We start from the raw sequence: 16,302 nt of genomic DNA on the forward strand, positions 1-16,302 counted from the left end.
AGCCCGCAACGCTAACGATATAACTGCGATAAGCTGACAGCGGTTTGCACACCCTCTGAAAATAAGGATTGCGCTGTGGAACATGTCGATCACATTTTGATCGTGGATGACGATCGTGAAATTCGTAGCCTGATTGCGGAATACCTGAAAAAGAACGGTCTGCGTACGACAGAGGTCGTCGACGGGCGGCAAATGCGTAGCTTTCTCGATAACATGCCGGTTGATTTGATTGTGCTGGATGTGATGATGCCGGGCGATGACGGCCTTACGCTTTGTCGTGAACTGCGCAGTGGAAAACATAAAGGCACGCCAGTGCTGATGTTAACAGCGCGAAGCGAAGAGACTGACCGCATCATCGGGCTTGAAATGGGCGCCGATGATTATCTGGTCAAACCGTTCGTGCCGCGTGAACTGCTTGCCAGAATAAAAGCGGTCTTACGCCGTACGCGCATGATGCCGCCCAATCTTGTTATTTCAGAAGCGGCGCGAATTGTGGCATTTGGCGAATGGGTGCTGGATACCACGTCGCGTAACCTGGTGGACAAAGAGGGCGTGATGGTGGCACTCAGCGGCGCGGAGTATCGCCTGCTGCGGGTATTTGTTGATCATCCACAACGTGTGCTTAATCGCGATCAGTTGCTGAATCTGACGCAGGGGCGAGACGCCGAGTTATTCGAACGCTCCATTGATTTGCTGGTCAGCCGTTTACGTCAACGCTTAAACGATGACGCCCGCGAACCTTTTTATATCAAAACGGTGCGCAGCGAAGGCTATGTATTTGCGATGCCGGTGGAACTGCGTGAGGCCAACGCGTGAAACGTCTGATGCAATGGTGGCCTAAACACCTCGCCTCACGGCTGATGCTGATTCTGCTGCTTGGGTTACTGCTGGCGAATGGATTAACTCTGGGACTGCTGCTGCTGGAGCGGGCGCAAAGTGCCAAAGCCATGATGATGGGCAATCTGGAATATGACGTGGCCACCAGCGTTGCGATTCTTGATCGCCTTCCTGCCAGTGAACGCGCTGCATGGGCAACACGTCTCGATCGCAGTAATCATCACTATCTGTTGCACGCTACGCCATTGGGCCAGCCGCCAAAGACAAAACGCCTGCAGGACACGGCCAGGGCATTGACGCGGGCGCTTGGCCCGCGCTATCCCCTGAGCTTCAGCGTTAATCCTGATAACAGTGCTCAGATGATGGCGCATCTGCGTTTACGTGATGGCAGCCCGCTCAGCATTGATCTGGCCCCGTGTAATATGCCGTTTGCCCGCTGGTTACCGATTGTACTCGTTGCGCAGTTTGTGCTGCTGTTTGGCTCCGCCTGGTTTGCGGTGCGCAGCGCGGTCAGGCCTCTGGCAGATCTGACACGGGCTGCAGAACAGTTGCATCCCGATTCAAATAAAACGGTGCGCCTGTCGGAAGAGGGGCCGGTTGAAGTGCGCAATGCGGCACGGGCTTTTAATGCCATGCAGCAACGAATAAGTGCCTATCTCAAAGAGCGCATGCAAATTCTTGCGGCGATCTCCCACGATCTGCAAACGCCGATAACCCGTATCCGGCTACGTTCGGAAATGATGAATGAGACAGACGTCAGGAGCAAACTGCTGCAGGATCTTGAGGAGATGACCCGGCTGATTCGCGAAGGCGTGGCCTATGCGCGCACCAGTGAAAGCAGCGATGAAAAACCGTGCCGCATACAGCCGCATGCTTTTATAGACAGCCTGGTCTGCGATTATCAGGACACGGGGCAGCAGGTAACGCTGAAGGGAACACTCCACGGTTCGATTAGTACCAGACCGCACGCGCTGCGCAGAACGCTCAGTAATCTGATCGATAATGCGCTGAAGTTCGCGGGCAGCGCAGAAGTGGTGGTGGAACAGGATGCAGGTCAGATCACTATAGCGGTGCTGGATCGCGGACCCGGCATCCCACCGGAAGAGATGTATGCGGTGATGCAGCCTTTTTATCGCATCGAGCACTCGCGTAACCGGGCCACCGGTGGAACCGGGCTGGGTTTAGCCATTGCCCAGCAGCTGGTGGCGTCATTAAGCGGTGAGCTGACACTGACGAACCGCCGACACGGCGGTTTGCGGGTGACGGTGACATTGCCGGATACCCTTCACTGATTTGTATCGCAGTGTGTAATAACGGCAAAGAGCGAAATTCCGGTACACTTTTCACCCCTGGTCGATATGTTACCGATACATTGCGATGGTGTAATTCTCACATCGGGCAGCAACAGTTTAGCGTTTGCTTCCCCTGGCGAATTCCACTTTCTGAGGTGACATATGAAAAACGTAAAAATGATTCTGGCCGCTGTAATTCTGGGCTCTGTTTCTGTATCCAGCTTTGCTGCAATGGAAACCACCATGCCACAAGGTAAGACCCTTATCGGTAGCGTCTCTGACAGCAGCGGCTCAACTTCGCTTTCCGAATTAAAAGACAATCTGGCAGCAAAAGCGCAGGCGGCGGGAGCAAGCAGCTACCGTATCGTGGCGGCGGGAGGCAATAACGTCCTGTTTGGCACCGCTGATATTTACAAATAAACATGTTGATGCGCAGTAACGCAATTCAGTGGATATCAGCGCCGCGTTGCGCTTACTGCGCGAATCGTTTAATGCTATCCGCAATATGAGTTTTGAATCCTGCCCAGGCTATTTTTGGCCACCCTGTTTTTCATTTCTTCTCCACATTTAAACGCTTAAAGCCAGCCAACGCGCTCACCGGAACGGCTTCGGTAACGGGTCACCTTCATGACCAGCAGTAATGTCCGCATTTAATTCCCTGCATTACTTTTTTCCTTACATTGCTCTCCGAACAGGAGCCTTTACCCTATAAGCTGGGGAAATAAACAATCAGTTAACATTTGGATTGCGTGTCCTGGAGAATAATCTTATTAATATTAAGGCTTTATGCACACTGCGTTGCGTAGCACTTACAGAAACAAAATAAGGATATTTTATGACGACCAGACCTGCGGCTGAGGAATGTACGGAAAAAGGATTATTCCGGACGCTGAAATCTTTTCCGGCGACAGTTCATGCGCTTCTCTTTTTTACGCTGGTTATACGCTTTAGCTATTTCATGGCATGGCCGTTTATCGCCGTCATCATGACGCAGAATTATCATATGTCGCCGATCGCCATTGGTGTGGCAATGACCAGCAGTGCGCTGTTCTCGGTGGTGCTCGGCATGTACGGTGGGCAGATTTCAGACAGGCTGGGGCGACGCGTTATTCTGCTGCTGGGCTGCGGGTTTTCAGCACTGGGGTATAGCCTTCTGGCGCAGGCCGCCGGGATGGGGCTGTTTATTATTGGCCTGATGATTATCGGCGTCTCCTTTGCGTGGGTTGATCCGCCGCTGCGCGCACTGATGAGTGATTTGCTGGTGGATCGTCGTCGTCGTGCGCTTGCCCTGCAAATGCGCTATTACCTTATCAACGTCGCAGCGGTATTCGGCCCGCTGGTCGGAATTGCATTTGGCCTGACATCGCAAAAGGGCACCTTTTTAATAACCGGGCTTACCTATATTCCCTTTTTCATTTATGTGCTGCTGTTTATCCCCGCAGGAAAACTTGTGAAGGAGCAGGATGGAGACGGGGTAACGGTTAAACTGCATCAGGTTATCGGTATCATCGCGAGGGATAACATTTATATTGCGGGGCTGCTGTGCAGCATTTTATGCAGTGTTGTTTTTATCCATTACGAAGCTATTCTGCCGCAGTATCTCCTGTTACTGAATAGCGACGCCGCCATTAAGCTGATTACCCTGATACTGGTGACAAATGCCTGCACCGTTCTGGTCTTCCAGACGTTCATCATGCGGTTTCTGGCTACCGTTTCCCTGCCGAAGCGCATTCTTCTTGGTGGGTTTATTTTCGCGCTATCTCAGATCTGCTTTTTTAGTACACGCTCAACGGAGATATGGCTTTGGCTTACTGTGACCAGTGTCTTTAGTGTGGGCGAAGCGATTCTGATGCCAAATGTGAACATTTTACTTGATCAGCTGGCACCACCAGAGCATCGCGGTGCATATCTTGGCGCCTCAATGTTGTCGACGCTAGGGATCGCTGTCGGACCCTTGATCGGTGGGATAATGCTGGCGATGACCGGGGCGGGCGTTTTTATCTGTACTGCGTTGCTCAGCCTTTTACTCTGCGCAATCATCTACGCTTACAGAAACCGCATGCTCGCGCGCCTTAAGGATGCCTGATAGAAGGCGAGCAGGGCGCCGGGAATACGTGGCTTTCAGAGGCTACTGCAATTTAATAGTCTGCCGTAAGAGAAGCATGGAAACAGGGAATCCTTATTGCGCTTTATATCAAGATTCGCTCTTCAGCAGTGTCCCAACCTGAACGGTAACGCTGAGAATCAAGCCGCCTGGCCGATCATTAATCACTCTTTTGGCGGGAGGTCAGGAGACAGCATTGTGAATGACATCTTTCGGCATGAACGCCTGATGAACCTGGCTTCCGCAGCTTGGCCATAACCCAGGCCGCCAGAAAAGTGCGAAATGGCAAAAATAATTAATGTTTCCTGATGACATGCCGATTAAGGAATTTGCCTTAACTGTTCAAACCTGCGAGCGATAATGTGAGTTGTTAACAAATCTCCGACTTCACATGCACCATCGCGCAGGATTTCGTTTTTTCGGGGCTTCTGCCCCACAGGTGAGTATAGAAGTGCAGCTGCCATTGAATGAGAAGAATGGCGCTGCTGTACAAGGATTACCTTCAAGGAGATGGGATTAAAATGAAAAAAAGTACCGTTGCAGTGATGATGATGGCGACGCTGTCAGGCGGAGCCTGCGCAGATTCAGATCGGTTTTCACCGAATTTTTCTCCGGAAAGTTTTACTGTCTCGACGTCAGCCGGGATGCTGAGTGGCAAATCTCATGAGTTGGTTTACGACACAGAAACAGGCCGCAAAGTCAGCAAACTGGACTGGAAAATAAAGAATGTGGCTATTCTGAAAGGCGAACTATCCTGGGATGCATACTCATTTCTGACGCTGAATGCGCGAGGCTGGACTTCCCTGGCGTCCGGTTCCGGTCATATGGATGACTATGACTGGCTTGATGACAATCAGTCAGCCTGGACAGACCATTCATCTCATCCCCGCACGGATGTTAATTACGCCAACGAATACGATCTCAATGTTAAGGGCTGGGTGTTGCAAGGCGATAACTACAAGGCCGGGCTGACGGCTGGTTATCAGGAAACCCGCTTCAGCTGGACCGCCTTTGGTGGCTCATACAATTACGATAATGGCGCATCGACGGGTGATTTCCCGAGAGGTGAACGTGGCATTGGGTATAGCCAGCGTTTTTCAATGCCTTACGTTGGTCTTGCGGGACAGTATCGTATTAACGACTTCGAATTTAACGCATTGTTTAAATTCAGTGACTGGGTCCGTGCACACGATAACGACGAGCACTACATGCGCGATCTCACCTTTCGCGAGAAAGCGACTGATTCCCGGTACTACGGCGCATCAGTCGACGCAGGATATTATGTGACACCTGACGCCAAAATTTTTGCCGAATTTACTTACAGCAAATATGAAGAAGGCATAGGCAGCACAGAGATTATTGACCGATTCTCCGGTGATTCAGCATCAATTGGTGGAGATGCCGCGGGTATCTCGAATAAAAACTACACAATCACCGCGGGTCTGCAATACCGATTCTGATTCGGCTTTACACGCCATAAAACGATTAAAAAGCTCTTTCGGGCTTTTTAATCGTCCTGATAATAAGGCCATCATATAGAGACTGTCTGCATGGCTTTTATGGCTAAAAATAGCTGGCTGAGTAAAATTTAAACTCACTCAGTCTGCGATTACGTTTAATTGCGCGATTAGTAGATTTTTTTATAAATACCTTTAGTTTTTTATTCGCGGCAGGCGTCCAGTATCTGAATATCAGGAAGATAAAATAAATGCATGCCATCAAGAAATTTAAGAGAATAGTGTTAATATGCCCTGCTATAATCCTGGTGGGTTGTTCTACGCTTCTTCCCCTCGATTATAAAAATTACGAAGGTAAAGATGCAGCGACCGTAGTGGCCATAAATCCTAAAGGATTTGTGGGCACATTTTATCTTTCTGTCTATGAGAAGAAAGGCAGTTGTTATGACAGAACTGAGCGCTATCAACTGGAGTCAAATTTAATACCCTCTGCAGGTCACGTTATGACTGGCAAGGTAAAACCGGGCAGGCTTATGGCTCTTCAGCAACTCAATACGATTAAAAGCGATTATGACGAAAAAGGAAAAAAAACTAAGCATCAGGAAACGTATTTACTCTCTCAATGGGTGCCATTTATTCCGCAGCCAGGAAAACACTACTTTATTGATACTGAATATGGTGTCCGGGAAATTTCGGCTGATTATGTCATCACGGTTAATTCAGATCGTGCCAAAATTGCTTCTGATTTTATAAAAAATCCTCAATATAACTGGGACGCCAGAAATCGTTGTCAACATCTTATCGGTGGAAGCTAATCAGAAAAAAGTCTGTGATTCTTTTACGTCAACGAAATGGTGAGTAATCAGCCTGTAGTATTACTATCCGAAAGGATAGAGCATTTCTGCACGCTTAACAGATAATATGGATAACCTTGAGATGACGCGTGTACATTTCGTTTTTCATACTGGTAATGACCCATTTTATCCCACCACAAATACTCTAAGCCACCAGGGGGCCAGAAGAGGAGCCTGATGTGTGTGCCAGGCGTTCAGGCACCTCATTGCCTCACTGAACCGAGAAAATGGCCATCTCGTAGCAGACTCAACGTTGCATATTCCGTCAGCGGATTCTGGCTTAAACAGGATTGAGGATTCAGGCAATTCCTGAGTGTTTAACTTTTTGGGAAAGTTAACAAGGCAGTTCCAGAAGTCTTCTGAACGACACATAGCAACAAGTTAGACTTTAAAGCCCATAAAATCATAGAGATGAAATCGTTATGTTTTAACTTTTATAACGCTTTGATCTTCTTTTCACCTCAGATAACGCTGTCTTTTACCCTGATCTTCCCCGAATCGCCAAAAAGCTGCTAAACCTAAAAGCAGAGATACGCGTGTAAAGATTAGGGTTATCACCATTTCCCCGATTTCACTCCCGTCATAAAAATACCAATAAAAACCATCTTTTAGCCCACAACAATGGGAAGCAGACAATGTCGGAACAAATATCGCTAACAATGCAGGTCAATGGCCAGTCGCAGCAGATGCAGGTCGATCCGCGAGTCACCCTGCTCGATGCACTGCGCGAGCATCTTAACCTGACCGGTACTAAAAAAGGGTGCGACCAGGGACAATGCGGTGCCTGCACGGTGCTGATTAATGGTCAGCGGGTGCTGAGTTGCCTGACGCTGGCGGTGCAGGCAAACGGCGCTGAAGTCACCAGCATTGAAGGCCTGGCCTCCACCGAAGGTGAATTGCATCCGGTTCAGCGCTGCTTTATGGAAAATGATGCCTTCCAGTGTGGCTACTGCACGCCGGGCCAGATTATGTCCGCTGTCGCCTGTATCAAAGAGGGCCACGCCGGTTCAGATGATGAGATCCGTGAATATATGAGCGGCAATCTCTGCCGTTGCGGGGCTTATCCGCACATCGTCGATGCGATTAAACAGGCCGCTGCTGAGATGGCGAAGGAGTCCGCATGAATGAATTCAGCTGGAAAATCGCGCAGACGCCTCAGGACGCCGCATCCCTTAAACAGCAGTCAGGCAGTCAGTTGCTGGCGGGCGGCACCACGCAGCTCGATCTGATGAAGTGTGGCGTCTTCACGCCACCCCAGTTAATTGGTATCAGCGGATTAAGCGAGCTTAAAAATCTGCAGTTTGACGACGATAAAATTACGGCCGGTGCGCTGGTCACGATGAGTCAGTTGGCCGATCATCACGACTGCGAGCAGAATGCACCGGCAATCTACGGCAGCCTGTGGCAGGCTGCGTCTCCTCAGATTCGTAATATGGCGACGCTGGGCGGCAATTTACGTCAGCGTACCCGTTGCGCCTATTACCGCGATCCGGCGACCTTTACTGCCTGTAACAAACGCAATCCGGGTTCTGGCTGTGCCGCACTGGATGGCGTTAACAGCAATCATGCCATTCTGGGTGCCAGCGACAGTTGCATTGCGGTTTATCCCGGCGATCTGGCGGTCGCATTGGTGGCATTTGACGCCATTGTGGTCCTGCAGAATCAGCAGGGCGAAACCCGCCGCATCGCAATGGATGATTTCTTCCTGCTGCCAGGTGACACGCCTGATCGTGAGCACGATCTGCGTGATGACGAAATTATTGTGGCGATTGAAGTGCCGCAAACCGACTCTCTCCGGCACTCTCACTACCTTAAAGTCCGCGACCGCAGCTCCTATGAGTTTGCTGCAGCCAGTGCCGCCGCAGGCTTTACGCTGGAGAACGGCGTGATGCGTCAGGTGCATATCGCACTGGGCGGCGTGGCGACCAAACCCTGGCGCGTCAGGTCCGTGGAGCAGGCACTGGAAGGCCAGCCGTTTAATGAAGAGACAGTGTTCCGGGCCGCAGAACTGATTACCCAGGAAGCGCAGGCGCTGGCACATAACGCCTATAAAGCAAAACTGGCGCCGCGTGTCATTGCACGCGCGCTGATGGCAGCAGGAGAAATCGCATGAGTGACGTAAACGACCACGCGCCTCAGGATGCAGTGAAGACGAACTCAGCTGCAGACAACCCGATTGAAGGGCTGGGCGCCGCTCGCACGCGGGGCGACGGCAAAGTGAAAGTCACTGGTGAAGCGCGTTATGCGGTTGAACATCAGCCGGAAAATCCGCTTTATGGTGTGGTGATCCAGTCTACCGTTGCCAGCGGTCGTATCAGCCGCATGTCAACCGACAAGGCGCAGCAGGCGTCGGGTGTGGTGGCGGTTTATACCCATCTGAACAGCCTGAAGATCAACAAACCTACTGCCATTGCAGATGGGGGCGCGGCGCAGTCAACCTACACCCCGATTCAGGACGATGTGATTATTCACAACGGGCAGAATATCGGTCTGGTAGTGGCAGAGACCTTTGAGCAGGCGACCTATGCCGCCTCGCTGGTTGAAATTGAGTATGAAACCTCGCCCGCGCTGATTTTTGCAACTGATGAGGGCGTTGAGCCGAAACCGGTCTCGAAGCAGGATATCAACATGGGCGATGCGCAGGCAGCGATGCAACAGGCTGAGGTGCGTCTGAGTCAGCGCTACACCACGCCGCGCGAATACAATATGCCAATGGAACCGCACGCCTGTGTGGCGCAGTGGCAGGATGGACGCATCACTGTCTGGGAGCCAAGCCAGTGGGTCGCGGGCGCACAGGTGGAGATCGCCGAGTGGCTGGGCATTGAGGTTGAAGACGTGCGCATCATCTCGCCTTATGTCGGCGGCGGATTTGGTTCAAAGCCAGTGCCCTATACCCACGTCGCGCTGGCGAGTGTGGCGTCGCGGGCGCTTAACCGCCCGATCAAGGTGTCGCTGACCCGTCCGCAGACCTTTACGGGTCTCGGCGGACGTGCTGCTACCTCTCAGCAGCTGGAGCTGGGTGCCTCGCGTGACGGCAAAATCCAGGCGATTATCCAGCGCAGCTTCAGTGAAACGTCACTGATCGACGAATTTGCCGAGAACTGCAGCAAAGTTACAGCGCGTATGTATGCGGTGGAGAACGTCTCCACTCAACATCAGATCAGGCCGATCAACACCGTTACACCGGGATGGATGCGCGCGCCAGGCGAAAACCCCAGCGCCTTTGGACTGGAAGTGGCGATGGATGAGATGGCTTATGCCCTGAACATCGATCCGCTGGAACTGCGTCTGCGCAACTGGGCAGACAAAGATTATCAGCTCGATCTGCCGTGGAGTTCACGCCGACTGAAAGAAGCCTATCAGAAAGGGGCTGAAGCCTTTGGCTGGGACCAGCGGATTATGACGCCGCGTTCAATGCGTGAGGGGCGTGAGCTGATTGGCTGGGGTATGGCCTCCGGCACCTATCCGGTCAATAAGCTGCCCGCAGAAGCGAAAATCATCCTGACGCCGCAGGGCAAATTTGTGGTGCAGTGCGGTGGTGCGGATATCGGCACCGGAACCTATACCATTCTGGCGCAGACTGCTGCCGACATTCTGGGCGTGGCCTCCAGTACCATTGAGGTGCAACTGGGAGATACCGAGTTGCCGCGTACAGGCGTAGCGGGCGGTTCGCAGCTGGCCGGCAACGTGACTGCCGCAGTGGACGACACCGCTAAACGCATGCGCGACCAGTTACTGAAGCTGGCAAGCGAGCTGGCTCAGTCGCCGCTGAAAGGGACACCGGCTTCTCAGCTCACCCTGAAAGGCGACGGCGTGCAGCATACTCAGCACAGCAACCTGGCCGTCTCATTCGCGCAGCTGGCGAGCCTGGCACCGTCGGAGAGTCTCACGGTGAAAGGCGGGACCTTCCCGGATGATATGCCAGAAAGTGAGCGCGATAAGATGGTCCGCAACCTCAATGATGGTACCCGTCCTGAAAAATTCTCTGCTCACAGCTGGAGCGCGCATTTTGTTGAAGTGCGGGTTGATGAAGACTTTGGCACGATTCGGGTAAAACGGATGGTCGCGGCACTCGACAGCGGTCGTCTCTACAACCCTAAACTGGCGCGCAGTCAGTGGATTGGCGGCATGATCATGGGTGTCGGCCAGGCGCTGATGGAAGAGGGCATTGTCGATCCGCGTAATGGCCGGGTAATCAATAACAACCTGGCGGATTATCTGGTGCCGGTCAATGGCGATATTCCTGACATTACCACCATCAATGTGGGCGAGCCCGATTTCGAGGCGACTACGATGGGCGGTAAACCCGTGGGTGAACTGGGTATCGTCGGCGTGGCAGCAGCGATCAGCAATGCGGTGTTCCATGCTACGGGCAAGCGCGTTCGCGACCTGCCGATTACGCTCGACAAAATTATCTGAGCCTGATTCTGACCGGCTGACAGCCGGTCGAATTGTCATTTTACGGGCGTGGGCTGGAGCCTGCGCCCGTTTTGCACGCTGAGCGGAGAAAGAGAGTGAGGATAGCGCTGGTCGTACTGGCCGCCGGGCTGAGTCGCCGTTTTCGCCAGCAGGCAGGCGAGCATAAGCTTCTGGCTGATCTGGAAGGCAAACCGGTGTTGCAACATACACTGGAGCATGCCGCTGCCAGCGGGCTTGACCTGTTCGTCGTCACGCGCCCCGACGCATCGGCAATTCACACGCTCTGCACGCAGGCAACTTTAGTGCTGTGTAACAGCGGCGGACTGGGCGAATCGATCGCTGCCGGTGTTCACGCCAGCCGCGACTACGACGGCTGGCTGATTGCGCTGGGCGACATGCCATTTGTCACGGCGGAAAGCTATCGCGCCGTCAGCGCCGCGCTGGCGGATGCGCCTATCGTCAGGCCGTGGATTGACGGCAGGCCAGGCCATCCGGTCGGTTTTCAGCAGCAATGCTATCCCATGCTGAGCGTGTTGCAGGGCGATGCCGGTCCGCAGGCGATGGTGAAGTCACAGGCGGTCAGGCTGCCACTTCAGGATCGCGGTTGCCTGTGCGATATCGATCTCCCCGCTGATCTGCAGTTAATAAAGGAATTTTCATGATAACGCTGGATCAACGCGTGATTAATGCGGCATTGAGTAGTTGCCAGGCAGGTCAGAATGTCTGGCTCTGTACGGTGCTGCGTACCTATGGCTCTTCGCCGCGCGCGCCGGGCACGCTGATGGCAGTCAATGAAGCCGGAGCGTACTGCGGCTCACTGTCGGGCGGCTGCATAGAAGAGGATTTTCTGGCGCAACTGGCGGCGGGTGCTTATCGAGCCAGCAGTCAGCGTGTGCGCTATGGTGAGGGCGGAATTCGGCCTGACGTTAATTTGCCGTGCGGCGGTAGTCTGGAGATCGCCATTGAATATTTGCCGCCTGATGACGCGACGCTGGCATTGCTGAAGGCAATGCAACGCGCATTGAGCGGGCAACAGCCGATGGTGAAAATGATACGGCCTGGTGAACGCGCACAATGGGAAGTTATCGCCAGCGATCGTGTGCTGCCTGAGCTGGATGCCAGCGAGGCGCAGATGTTGCTGCCTGTTGGCGCGATACCGGAATTGCTGATCGCGGGCTACTCAACCGTAGCCTATGAGTGCATCCGGCTTGGGCAGATCCTGGGTTTTCATGTGCGGGTCTGTGAGCACCGCCCGGAGATGCTCTCAGAGCTGGAGAGCCACTTCAGCGGCGCGGACAACGTGACGCTGGTGTCACAGCATCCGGCGCGCTGGCTGGAGCTGAACGGGGCGCACGCTGCGGTGGCGATTGTGGCACTGACCCACGATCCGCGCATTGATGACCTGACGATGATGGAAGCGATTGCCACACCCGCGTTCTATATCGGTATTATGGGCTCGGTGAAAAACAGCGAGAAACGGCGCGCGCGACTCCAGCAGATCGCCGGTCTGGATCGGACGGAACTGGACCGCATCCATGCGCCCATTGGTCTGCCCATCGGCAGCAAAACGCCGGCGGAAATTGCGTTGTCGGTGATGGCAGATATCGTTCGGGTAAAAAATCGCGGACTGTCAGCGGCCTGATTCCGGTTTCACTTCGGGTGCCAGTCTGTAGAGGTAGCTGCCCGAATAGGGGATTGGCAGGAAATCACGGAACAGCTGCCGTAGAGTCTGTTCAGGATCGACGTCATGAAACAGCTGCGGGTAGAGCGTGGTCGCAAAGAATTCGGTTGCTACTACGTGCCAGGGACTGAGGTAAAAGTTGTGCCAGATAGCACCGGCATGACCGTCGCGCAGTGCGGTGAGCTGCTTCAGGGCATTCTGCTTACCTGTCAGTGCCAGCAGGCTCTGTCGGGTCTGCGCTGCGGTGACAGCGGGGCCAAGTTTTAACGCACCCACTTCATCTGCGCTGCCAGTGCCGGTAGCAAAGTAGTAATCCGGCTGAGCAGCGATCACACTTTCCTCACTCAGCCGCCCGAACACACCTTTGATCTGCTCACTGGCTATATTTTTGCCACCCGCAAACGTCAGAAGCTCACCCAGATTGCCGTTTACCGAGGTGACACAACATTCACTGCGCCGTCCCAGGTGCAACTGCAACAGCACGGATGGCTTCGGGCCGTGATAACCCGCCAGACGACTCGCAATGCGCTGCATGTGGCTGCGGTAGAAGCGATTAAAGTCAGCCGCACGCTGGGGTTGATTCAGTACTTCGCCCAGTAGCATGATGCTGCGCTCAGTATTTTTTAGCAAATCAACCCGCAGATCGATCTTCACCACCGGGATATTCGCCGCCGCGAGCATTTTCTCCAGTACCAGGCCGCTTTCACTGCCGCGTGCCAGCTGTGGCAGGATGACCACGTCAGGCTTTAGCGCGATAACCTGTTCGGGATTCATGTCATTAACGCCATCCAGGCCCAGTACCGGAATAGCGTCCATCTGCGGGAACTGGCGGGCAAAAATCTGCCAGGTCTGAGGATCATACTTTTTCAGATCCTGCGGCCAGCCAGCGATATTTTGCAGAGGATTGCCGGGTGTCAGCAGCGCAACGCTGTATAGCATCCGGCTTTCACCCAGCACAATACGCTGCGGATGGTCAGGAATGGTGACCTGGCGACCGGTAATATCGGTCAGCGTGCGGGCGTGTACGCCCGCGCTGACCAGCATCACGCCGAGCATCAGCAATGCAGAACGAAGTGATTTAAAATTCAACACGGGCCTGTACCATCAGATTGCGGGTTTCGCCTTCACGGACGCGCAGATTGCCGCCGCTTGAGGTGTAATAGTGCTGGTTAAACAGGTTATTAATGTTCAGACGCAGCTCCGTTTTTTCGCCGAACAGGCGGTTTTTCCATGCGACGAAGCTGTCAGCCACTACGTAGTCGGGCAGGGTGAAGCTGTTGTCGGGATCGCCTGCACGACTGCCGACATATCGCGCACCGCCGCCGAGCCGCAGCGAGCCGGGCAGGCCGCTGACCTGCATTTCATGACTCAGGTAAAGCGCACCGGCATGACGCGGGGCATTCTGCAGACGGTTACCGTTGTTATCCGGATTAACCCGGTCACTGACAATTTCTGCCTGATCATAGCTGTAGTTCGCACTCAAATCCCAGCCAGGCGCAATTTCGCCATTCAGCTCAAACTCAGCACCGGTCGAACGGGCTTTATCAATGGCTCGCGTGCTGCCATTAATATTCAGCGACATCAACCTTTCATCGATACGGTAGAGCGCCACGGTGGCGAGGAGTTTCGGCGACAGCTGCCATTTGCTGCCCACTTCCCAGCTGGTTCCCTGCTCAGGTTTGCCGACGTTACCCTCATCATCCACATCCGTTGAAGGCGTGAAAGATTTGCTGACGCTGGTGTAGAAAGAGAGGTCAGGGGTAAGTTTGTAGATGACTCCCGCCTGCGGCAGAAACTTATTGCCCTCATCGTTCAGGGTTTCAATCTGCGGATTGAAGCCACGAGAGGCACGCTGCTCATAATGCTGATAACGACCACCCAGTACCACAATCCAGTCCTGTGTCAGTGAAATGCTGTCTTTAGCGTAAAGCGACCGGCTATGGATACGGTTCAGGTTATTAGCCGCAGCGGTGTTCTCTGTGCTGGCGTCTGTGACCGGCGACAGCATGTCATAGTCGGGATTGAAGTAATTGAACTGGCGATTGACCTTGCCCTGATACTGATGAGCACGATAAGTCTGGTTCATCTCATAGTCGGTGCCCGCCACCAGCGCGTGCTGCATCCCCAGGATTTCCGGGTTGCCCATCAGATCCCAGCTTACATATTTGGTTTTGTGGTTAAACCCGCGATTGGCATCGGCCCGACGTGTCACCACGCCGCTGGTGGCATTCACCGCCGTTACGCGCACTTCATTATTATCATATTGCCGCTGGTTCCAGCCAAGCGTTAACCGGGTGCGCCACTCATCATTAAACTGCCAGTCATAATGGGCATTCAGGGTTCTGTTATGGCCCCAGGCATGGTTAGCTTTATCATCCAGACGATCTTTGTAGCCAATATCAATCGGCTTGCCGTCGATAAACGCGGTGCCACGATCGTAGGGAATATCATAGCGATAGTCCGCATAGCTGATCAGAAAGCTGGCCTGCTCGCCGAACCACTGCAGCGATGGCGCAAGTAGTGTGTGCTCTTCAATGCCAAAGTTGCGCCAGTAATCCTGATTCTGCTTTTCGGCGATTAGCCGGAAGGCAAAACCGTTGCCCAACGGACCGGTGACATCCACCGTGCCAGCACCGCCACCCTCACTGGCATACCGTCCGGTGACGCTGGAGTGCCAGTTATACTGCGGCTTTTTACTGACCACATTGATAACGCCACCCGGATTCTGAATGCCATACAGCAGGGAAGAGGAACCTTTCAGCACCTCAACCCTTTCAGTCGTCGCATCAAAATTGAGACCCTGGCTGCTGCGGATACCATCCCGGTAAACCGACCCATCGGCGTTGCTGCCAAAACCGCGCCGTACAAAGCCATCTTCGGTGCCTGCCAGCGTGTTCGCCTCCGAGACGCCACTGACAAAGCGCATCGCATCCGCCAGTGAGCTGGCCTGAAAATCTTCCAGTTGCTGCTGCGTGACCACGCTGACCGACTGCACCTCATCAAGTCGCGCGGTGGGCATTTTGCTGGCAACGCTGGTCTCGCTGGCGCTGTAATTTCCCTCTGGACTGGCATCCGCGGTCACGGTCATATCCGGTGCGCTGTCGGTTGCTGCACTGACCTGTGGCAGCATCATGCTGCCGAAAATCGCCATGACCAGAGCAGGGTGTCGGGCCGGATATCGTGTGTCTTTGTTTTTCATTTTTTTTTCGTGTCTGTTACTGGCAGTTTCTGAAGCTAATACGCCCTGATGGCTGTCGGTCATGCAGGGCTTCCCTGGAGGTGGTCTGCAATATGCAGCGCTTTAAGCAGAGGAGAAGCACATCAGCGTTCAGACATCATGACGTTGCCCGGACGACAACACTTCTCATCTGTAATTGAGAATCATTCAAACATCAGGTAATGTAGTAGTAAACAAAATTTGAAGAGTTTTTACTACATTTTTATCGCGTCACTTTTTATAAAAAAACAGTTCAGATATGATTTTATATTGTTGATAATAATGATTATTTATTTGTTATGGGATGTGAAAATAGCGTTTAATCCCTGGCTTTTTCAGGTGAAATGTAAAGCGTAATGAGGCATTCACTACATTTTTGAGGCCTGAAATTGTCACGCCTGGATCAGACCGGGAGTGAGCATTACAGATTTGTAAGGTCAG

13 protein-coding genes are annotated in these 16,302 nt (G+C 53.2%); 11 read left to right on the plus strand and 2 right to left on the minus strand.

All coding sequences use genetic code 11. From position 1 onward, the window contains the following. Nucleotides 1–75: 75 nt before the first annotated feature. The 11 genes from KTJ90_RS19750 (at nt 76) to KTJ90_RS19800 (ending at nt 12,605) form a co-directional block, all read left to right on the plus strand. Entirely contained in the window at nt 76–816 is a 741-nt protein-coding gene (locus KTJ90_RS19750; RefSeq protein ID WP_110411909.1) for a response regulator, read from the plus strand. Then, nucleotides 813–2,129, plus strand: coding sequence for an ATP-binding protein (locus tag KTJ90_RS19755; protein ID WP_499026966.1), 1,317 nt, complete (start codon nt 813–815; stop codon nt 2,127–2,129). The genes KTJ90_RS19750 and KTJ90_RS19755 overlap by 4 nt, the downstream gene beginning before the upstream one ends. A 162-nt stretch (nt 2,130–2,291) precedes the next feature. Continuing rightward, complete coding sequence (bhsA, locus tag KTJ90_RS19760; protein ID WP_008924554.1) at nt 2,292–2,549, plus strand: multiple stress resistance protein BhsA; 258 nt, start codon at nt 2,292–2,294, stop codon at nt 2,547–2,549. Between the two features lie 415 nt (nt 2,550–2,964). After that, nucleotides 2,965–4,215, plus strand: coding sequence for an MFS transporter (locus KTJ90_RS19765; protein ID WP_110411911.1), 1,251 nt, complete (start codon nt 2,965–2,967; stop codon nt 4,213–4,215). A 539-nt stretch (nt 4,216–4,754) separates the two neighbouring features. After that, entirely contained in the window at nt 4,755–5,693 is a 939-nt protein-coding gene (locus KTJ90_RS19770) for an omptin family outer membrane protease (RefSeq protein WP_499027087.1), read from the plus strand. Nucleotides 5,694–5,941: 248 nt separating this feature from the next. Beyond that, nucleotides 5,942–6,505, plus strand: coding sequence for a hypothetical protein (locus KTJ90_RS19775; protein WP_008924557.1), 564 nt, complete (start codon nt 5,942–5,944; stop codon nt 6,503–6,505). 674 nt (nt 6,506–7,179) lie between these two features. Beyond that, nucleotides 7,180–7,668, plus strand: coding sequence for a (2Fe-2S)-binding protein (locus KTJ90_RS19780; RefSeq protein ID WP_008924558.1), 489 nt, complete (start codon nt 7,180–7,182; stop codon nt 7,666–7,668). Further along, nucleotides 7,665–8,657, plus strand: coding sequence for an FAD binding domain-containing protein (locus KTJ90_RS19785; protein ID WP_003848134.1), 993 nt, complete (start codon nt 7,665–7,667; stop codon nt 8,655–8,657). Before KTJ90_RS19780 ends, KTJ90_RS19785 begins: the two co-directional genes overlap by 4 nt. Then, complete coding sequence (locus KTJ90_RS19790) at nt 8,654–10,963, plus strand: xanthine dehydrogenase family protein molybdopterin-binding subunit (RefSeq protein WP_499026969.1); 2,310 nt, start codon at nt 8,654–8,656, stop codon at nt 10,961–10,963. The genes KTJ90_RS19785 and KTJ90_RS19790 overlap by 4 nt, the downstream gene beginning before the upstream one ends. 95 nt (nt 10,964–11,058) lie before the next feature. Next, a complete protein-coding gene (locus tag KTJ90_RS19795) occupies nt 11,059–11,625 on the plus strand; it encodes a nucleotidyltransferase family protein (protein ID WP_499026971.1) in 567 nt (188 codons plus the stop codon). Then, nucleotides 11,622–12,605: an XdhC family protein gene (locus tag KTJ90_RS19800; RefSeq protein WP_003848140.1), complete on the plus strand. Its 984-nt coding sequence runs from the start codon at nt 11,622–11,624 to the stop codon at nt 12,603–12,605. The genes KTJ90_RS19795 and KTJ90_RS19800 overlap by 4 nt, the downstream gene beginning before the upstream one ends. Here KTJ90_RS19800 and KTJ90_RS19805 read toward each other — a convergent pair. Both KTJ90_RS19805 and KTJ90_RS19810 read right to left on the minus strand, forming a co-directional pair. Continuing rightward, nucleotides 12,594–13,688 carry an ABC transporter substrate-binding protein gene (locus tag KTJ90_RS19805; RefSeq protein ID WP_143756056.1) on the minus strand — a complete coding sequence of 365 codons (1,095 nt, stop codon included), beginning with the start codon at nt 13,686–13,688 and terminating at the stop codon, nt 12,594–12,596. The genes KTJ90_RS19800 and KTJ90_RS19805 overlap by 12 nt on opposite strands. Before the next feature lie 34 nt (nt 13,689–13,722). Next, the gene (locus tag KTJ90_RS19810; RefSeq protein ID WP_499026973.1) at nt 13,723–15,843 is read right to left on the minus strand and encodes a TonB-dependent siderophore receptor; all 2,121 of its coding nucleotides are present in this window, start codon (nt 15,841–15,843) and stop codon (nt 13,723–13,725) included. Nucleotides 15,844–16,302: the final 459 nt, after the last annotated feature.

Source organism: Pantoea jilinensis, from assembly GCF_019104105.1.
GTDB lineage: Bacteria > Pseudomonadota > Gammaproteobacteria > Enterobacterales > Enterobacteriaceae > Pantoea > Pantoea eucalypti.

Excerpts from the sequence above, each read along its gene's own strand:
- bhsA (WP_008924554.1), top strand. The coding sequence starts at position 2,292 with ATGAAAAACGTAAAAATGATTCTGGCCGCTGTAATTCTGGGCTCTGTT.
- KTJ90_RS19785 (WP_003848134.1), top strand. The coding sequence starts at position 7,665 with ATGAATGAATTCAGCTGGAAAATCGCGCAGACGCCTCAGGACGCCGCA.
- KTJ90_RS19805 (WP_143756056.1), bottom strand. The coding sequence starts at position 13,688 with ATGCTGGTCAGCGCGGGCGTACACGCCCGCACGCTGACCGATATTACC.
- KTJ90_RS19780 (WP_008924558.1), top strand. The coding sequence starts at position 7,180 with ATGTCGGAACAAATATCGCTAACAATGCAGGTCAATGGCCAGTCGCAG.
- KTJ90_RS19800 (WP_003848140.1), top strand. The coding sequence starts at position 11,622 with ATGATAACGCTGGATCAACGCGTGATTAATGCGGCATTGAGTAGTTGC.
- KTJ90_RS19775 (WP_008924557.1), top strand. The coding sequence starts at position 5,942 with ATGCATGCCATCAAGAAATTTAAGAGAATAGTGTTAATATGCCCTGCT.
- KTJ90_RS19810 (WP_499026973.1), bottom strand. The coding sequence starts at position 15,843 with ATGAAAAACAAAGACACACGATATCCGGCCCGACACCCTGCTCTGGTC.
- KTJ90_RS19790 (WP_499026969.1), top strand. The coding sequence starts at position 8,654 with ATGAGTGACGTAAACGACCACGCGCCTCAGGATGCAGTGAAGACGAAC.
- KTJ90_RS19770 (WP_499027087.1), top strand. The coding sequence starts at position 4,755 with ATGAAAAAAAGTACCGTTGCAGTGATGATGATGGCGACGCTGTCAGGC.
- KTJ90_RS19765 (WP_110411911.1), top strand. The coding sequence starts at position 2,965 with ATGACGACCAGACCTGCGGCTGAGGAATGTACGGAAAAAGGATTATTC.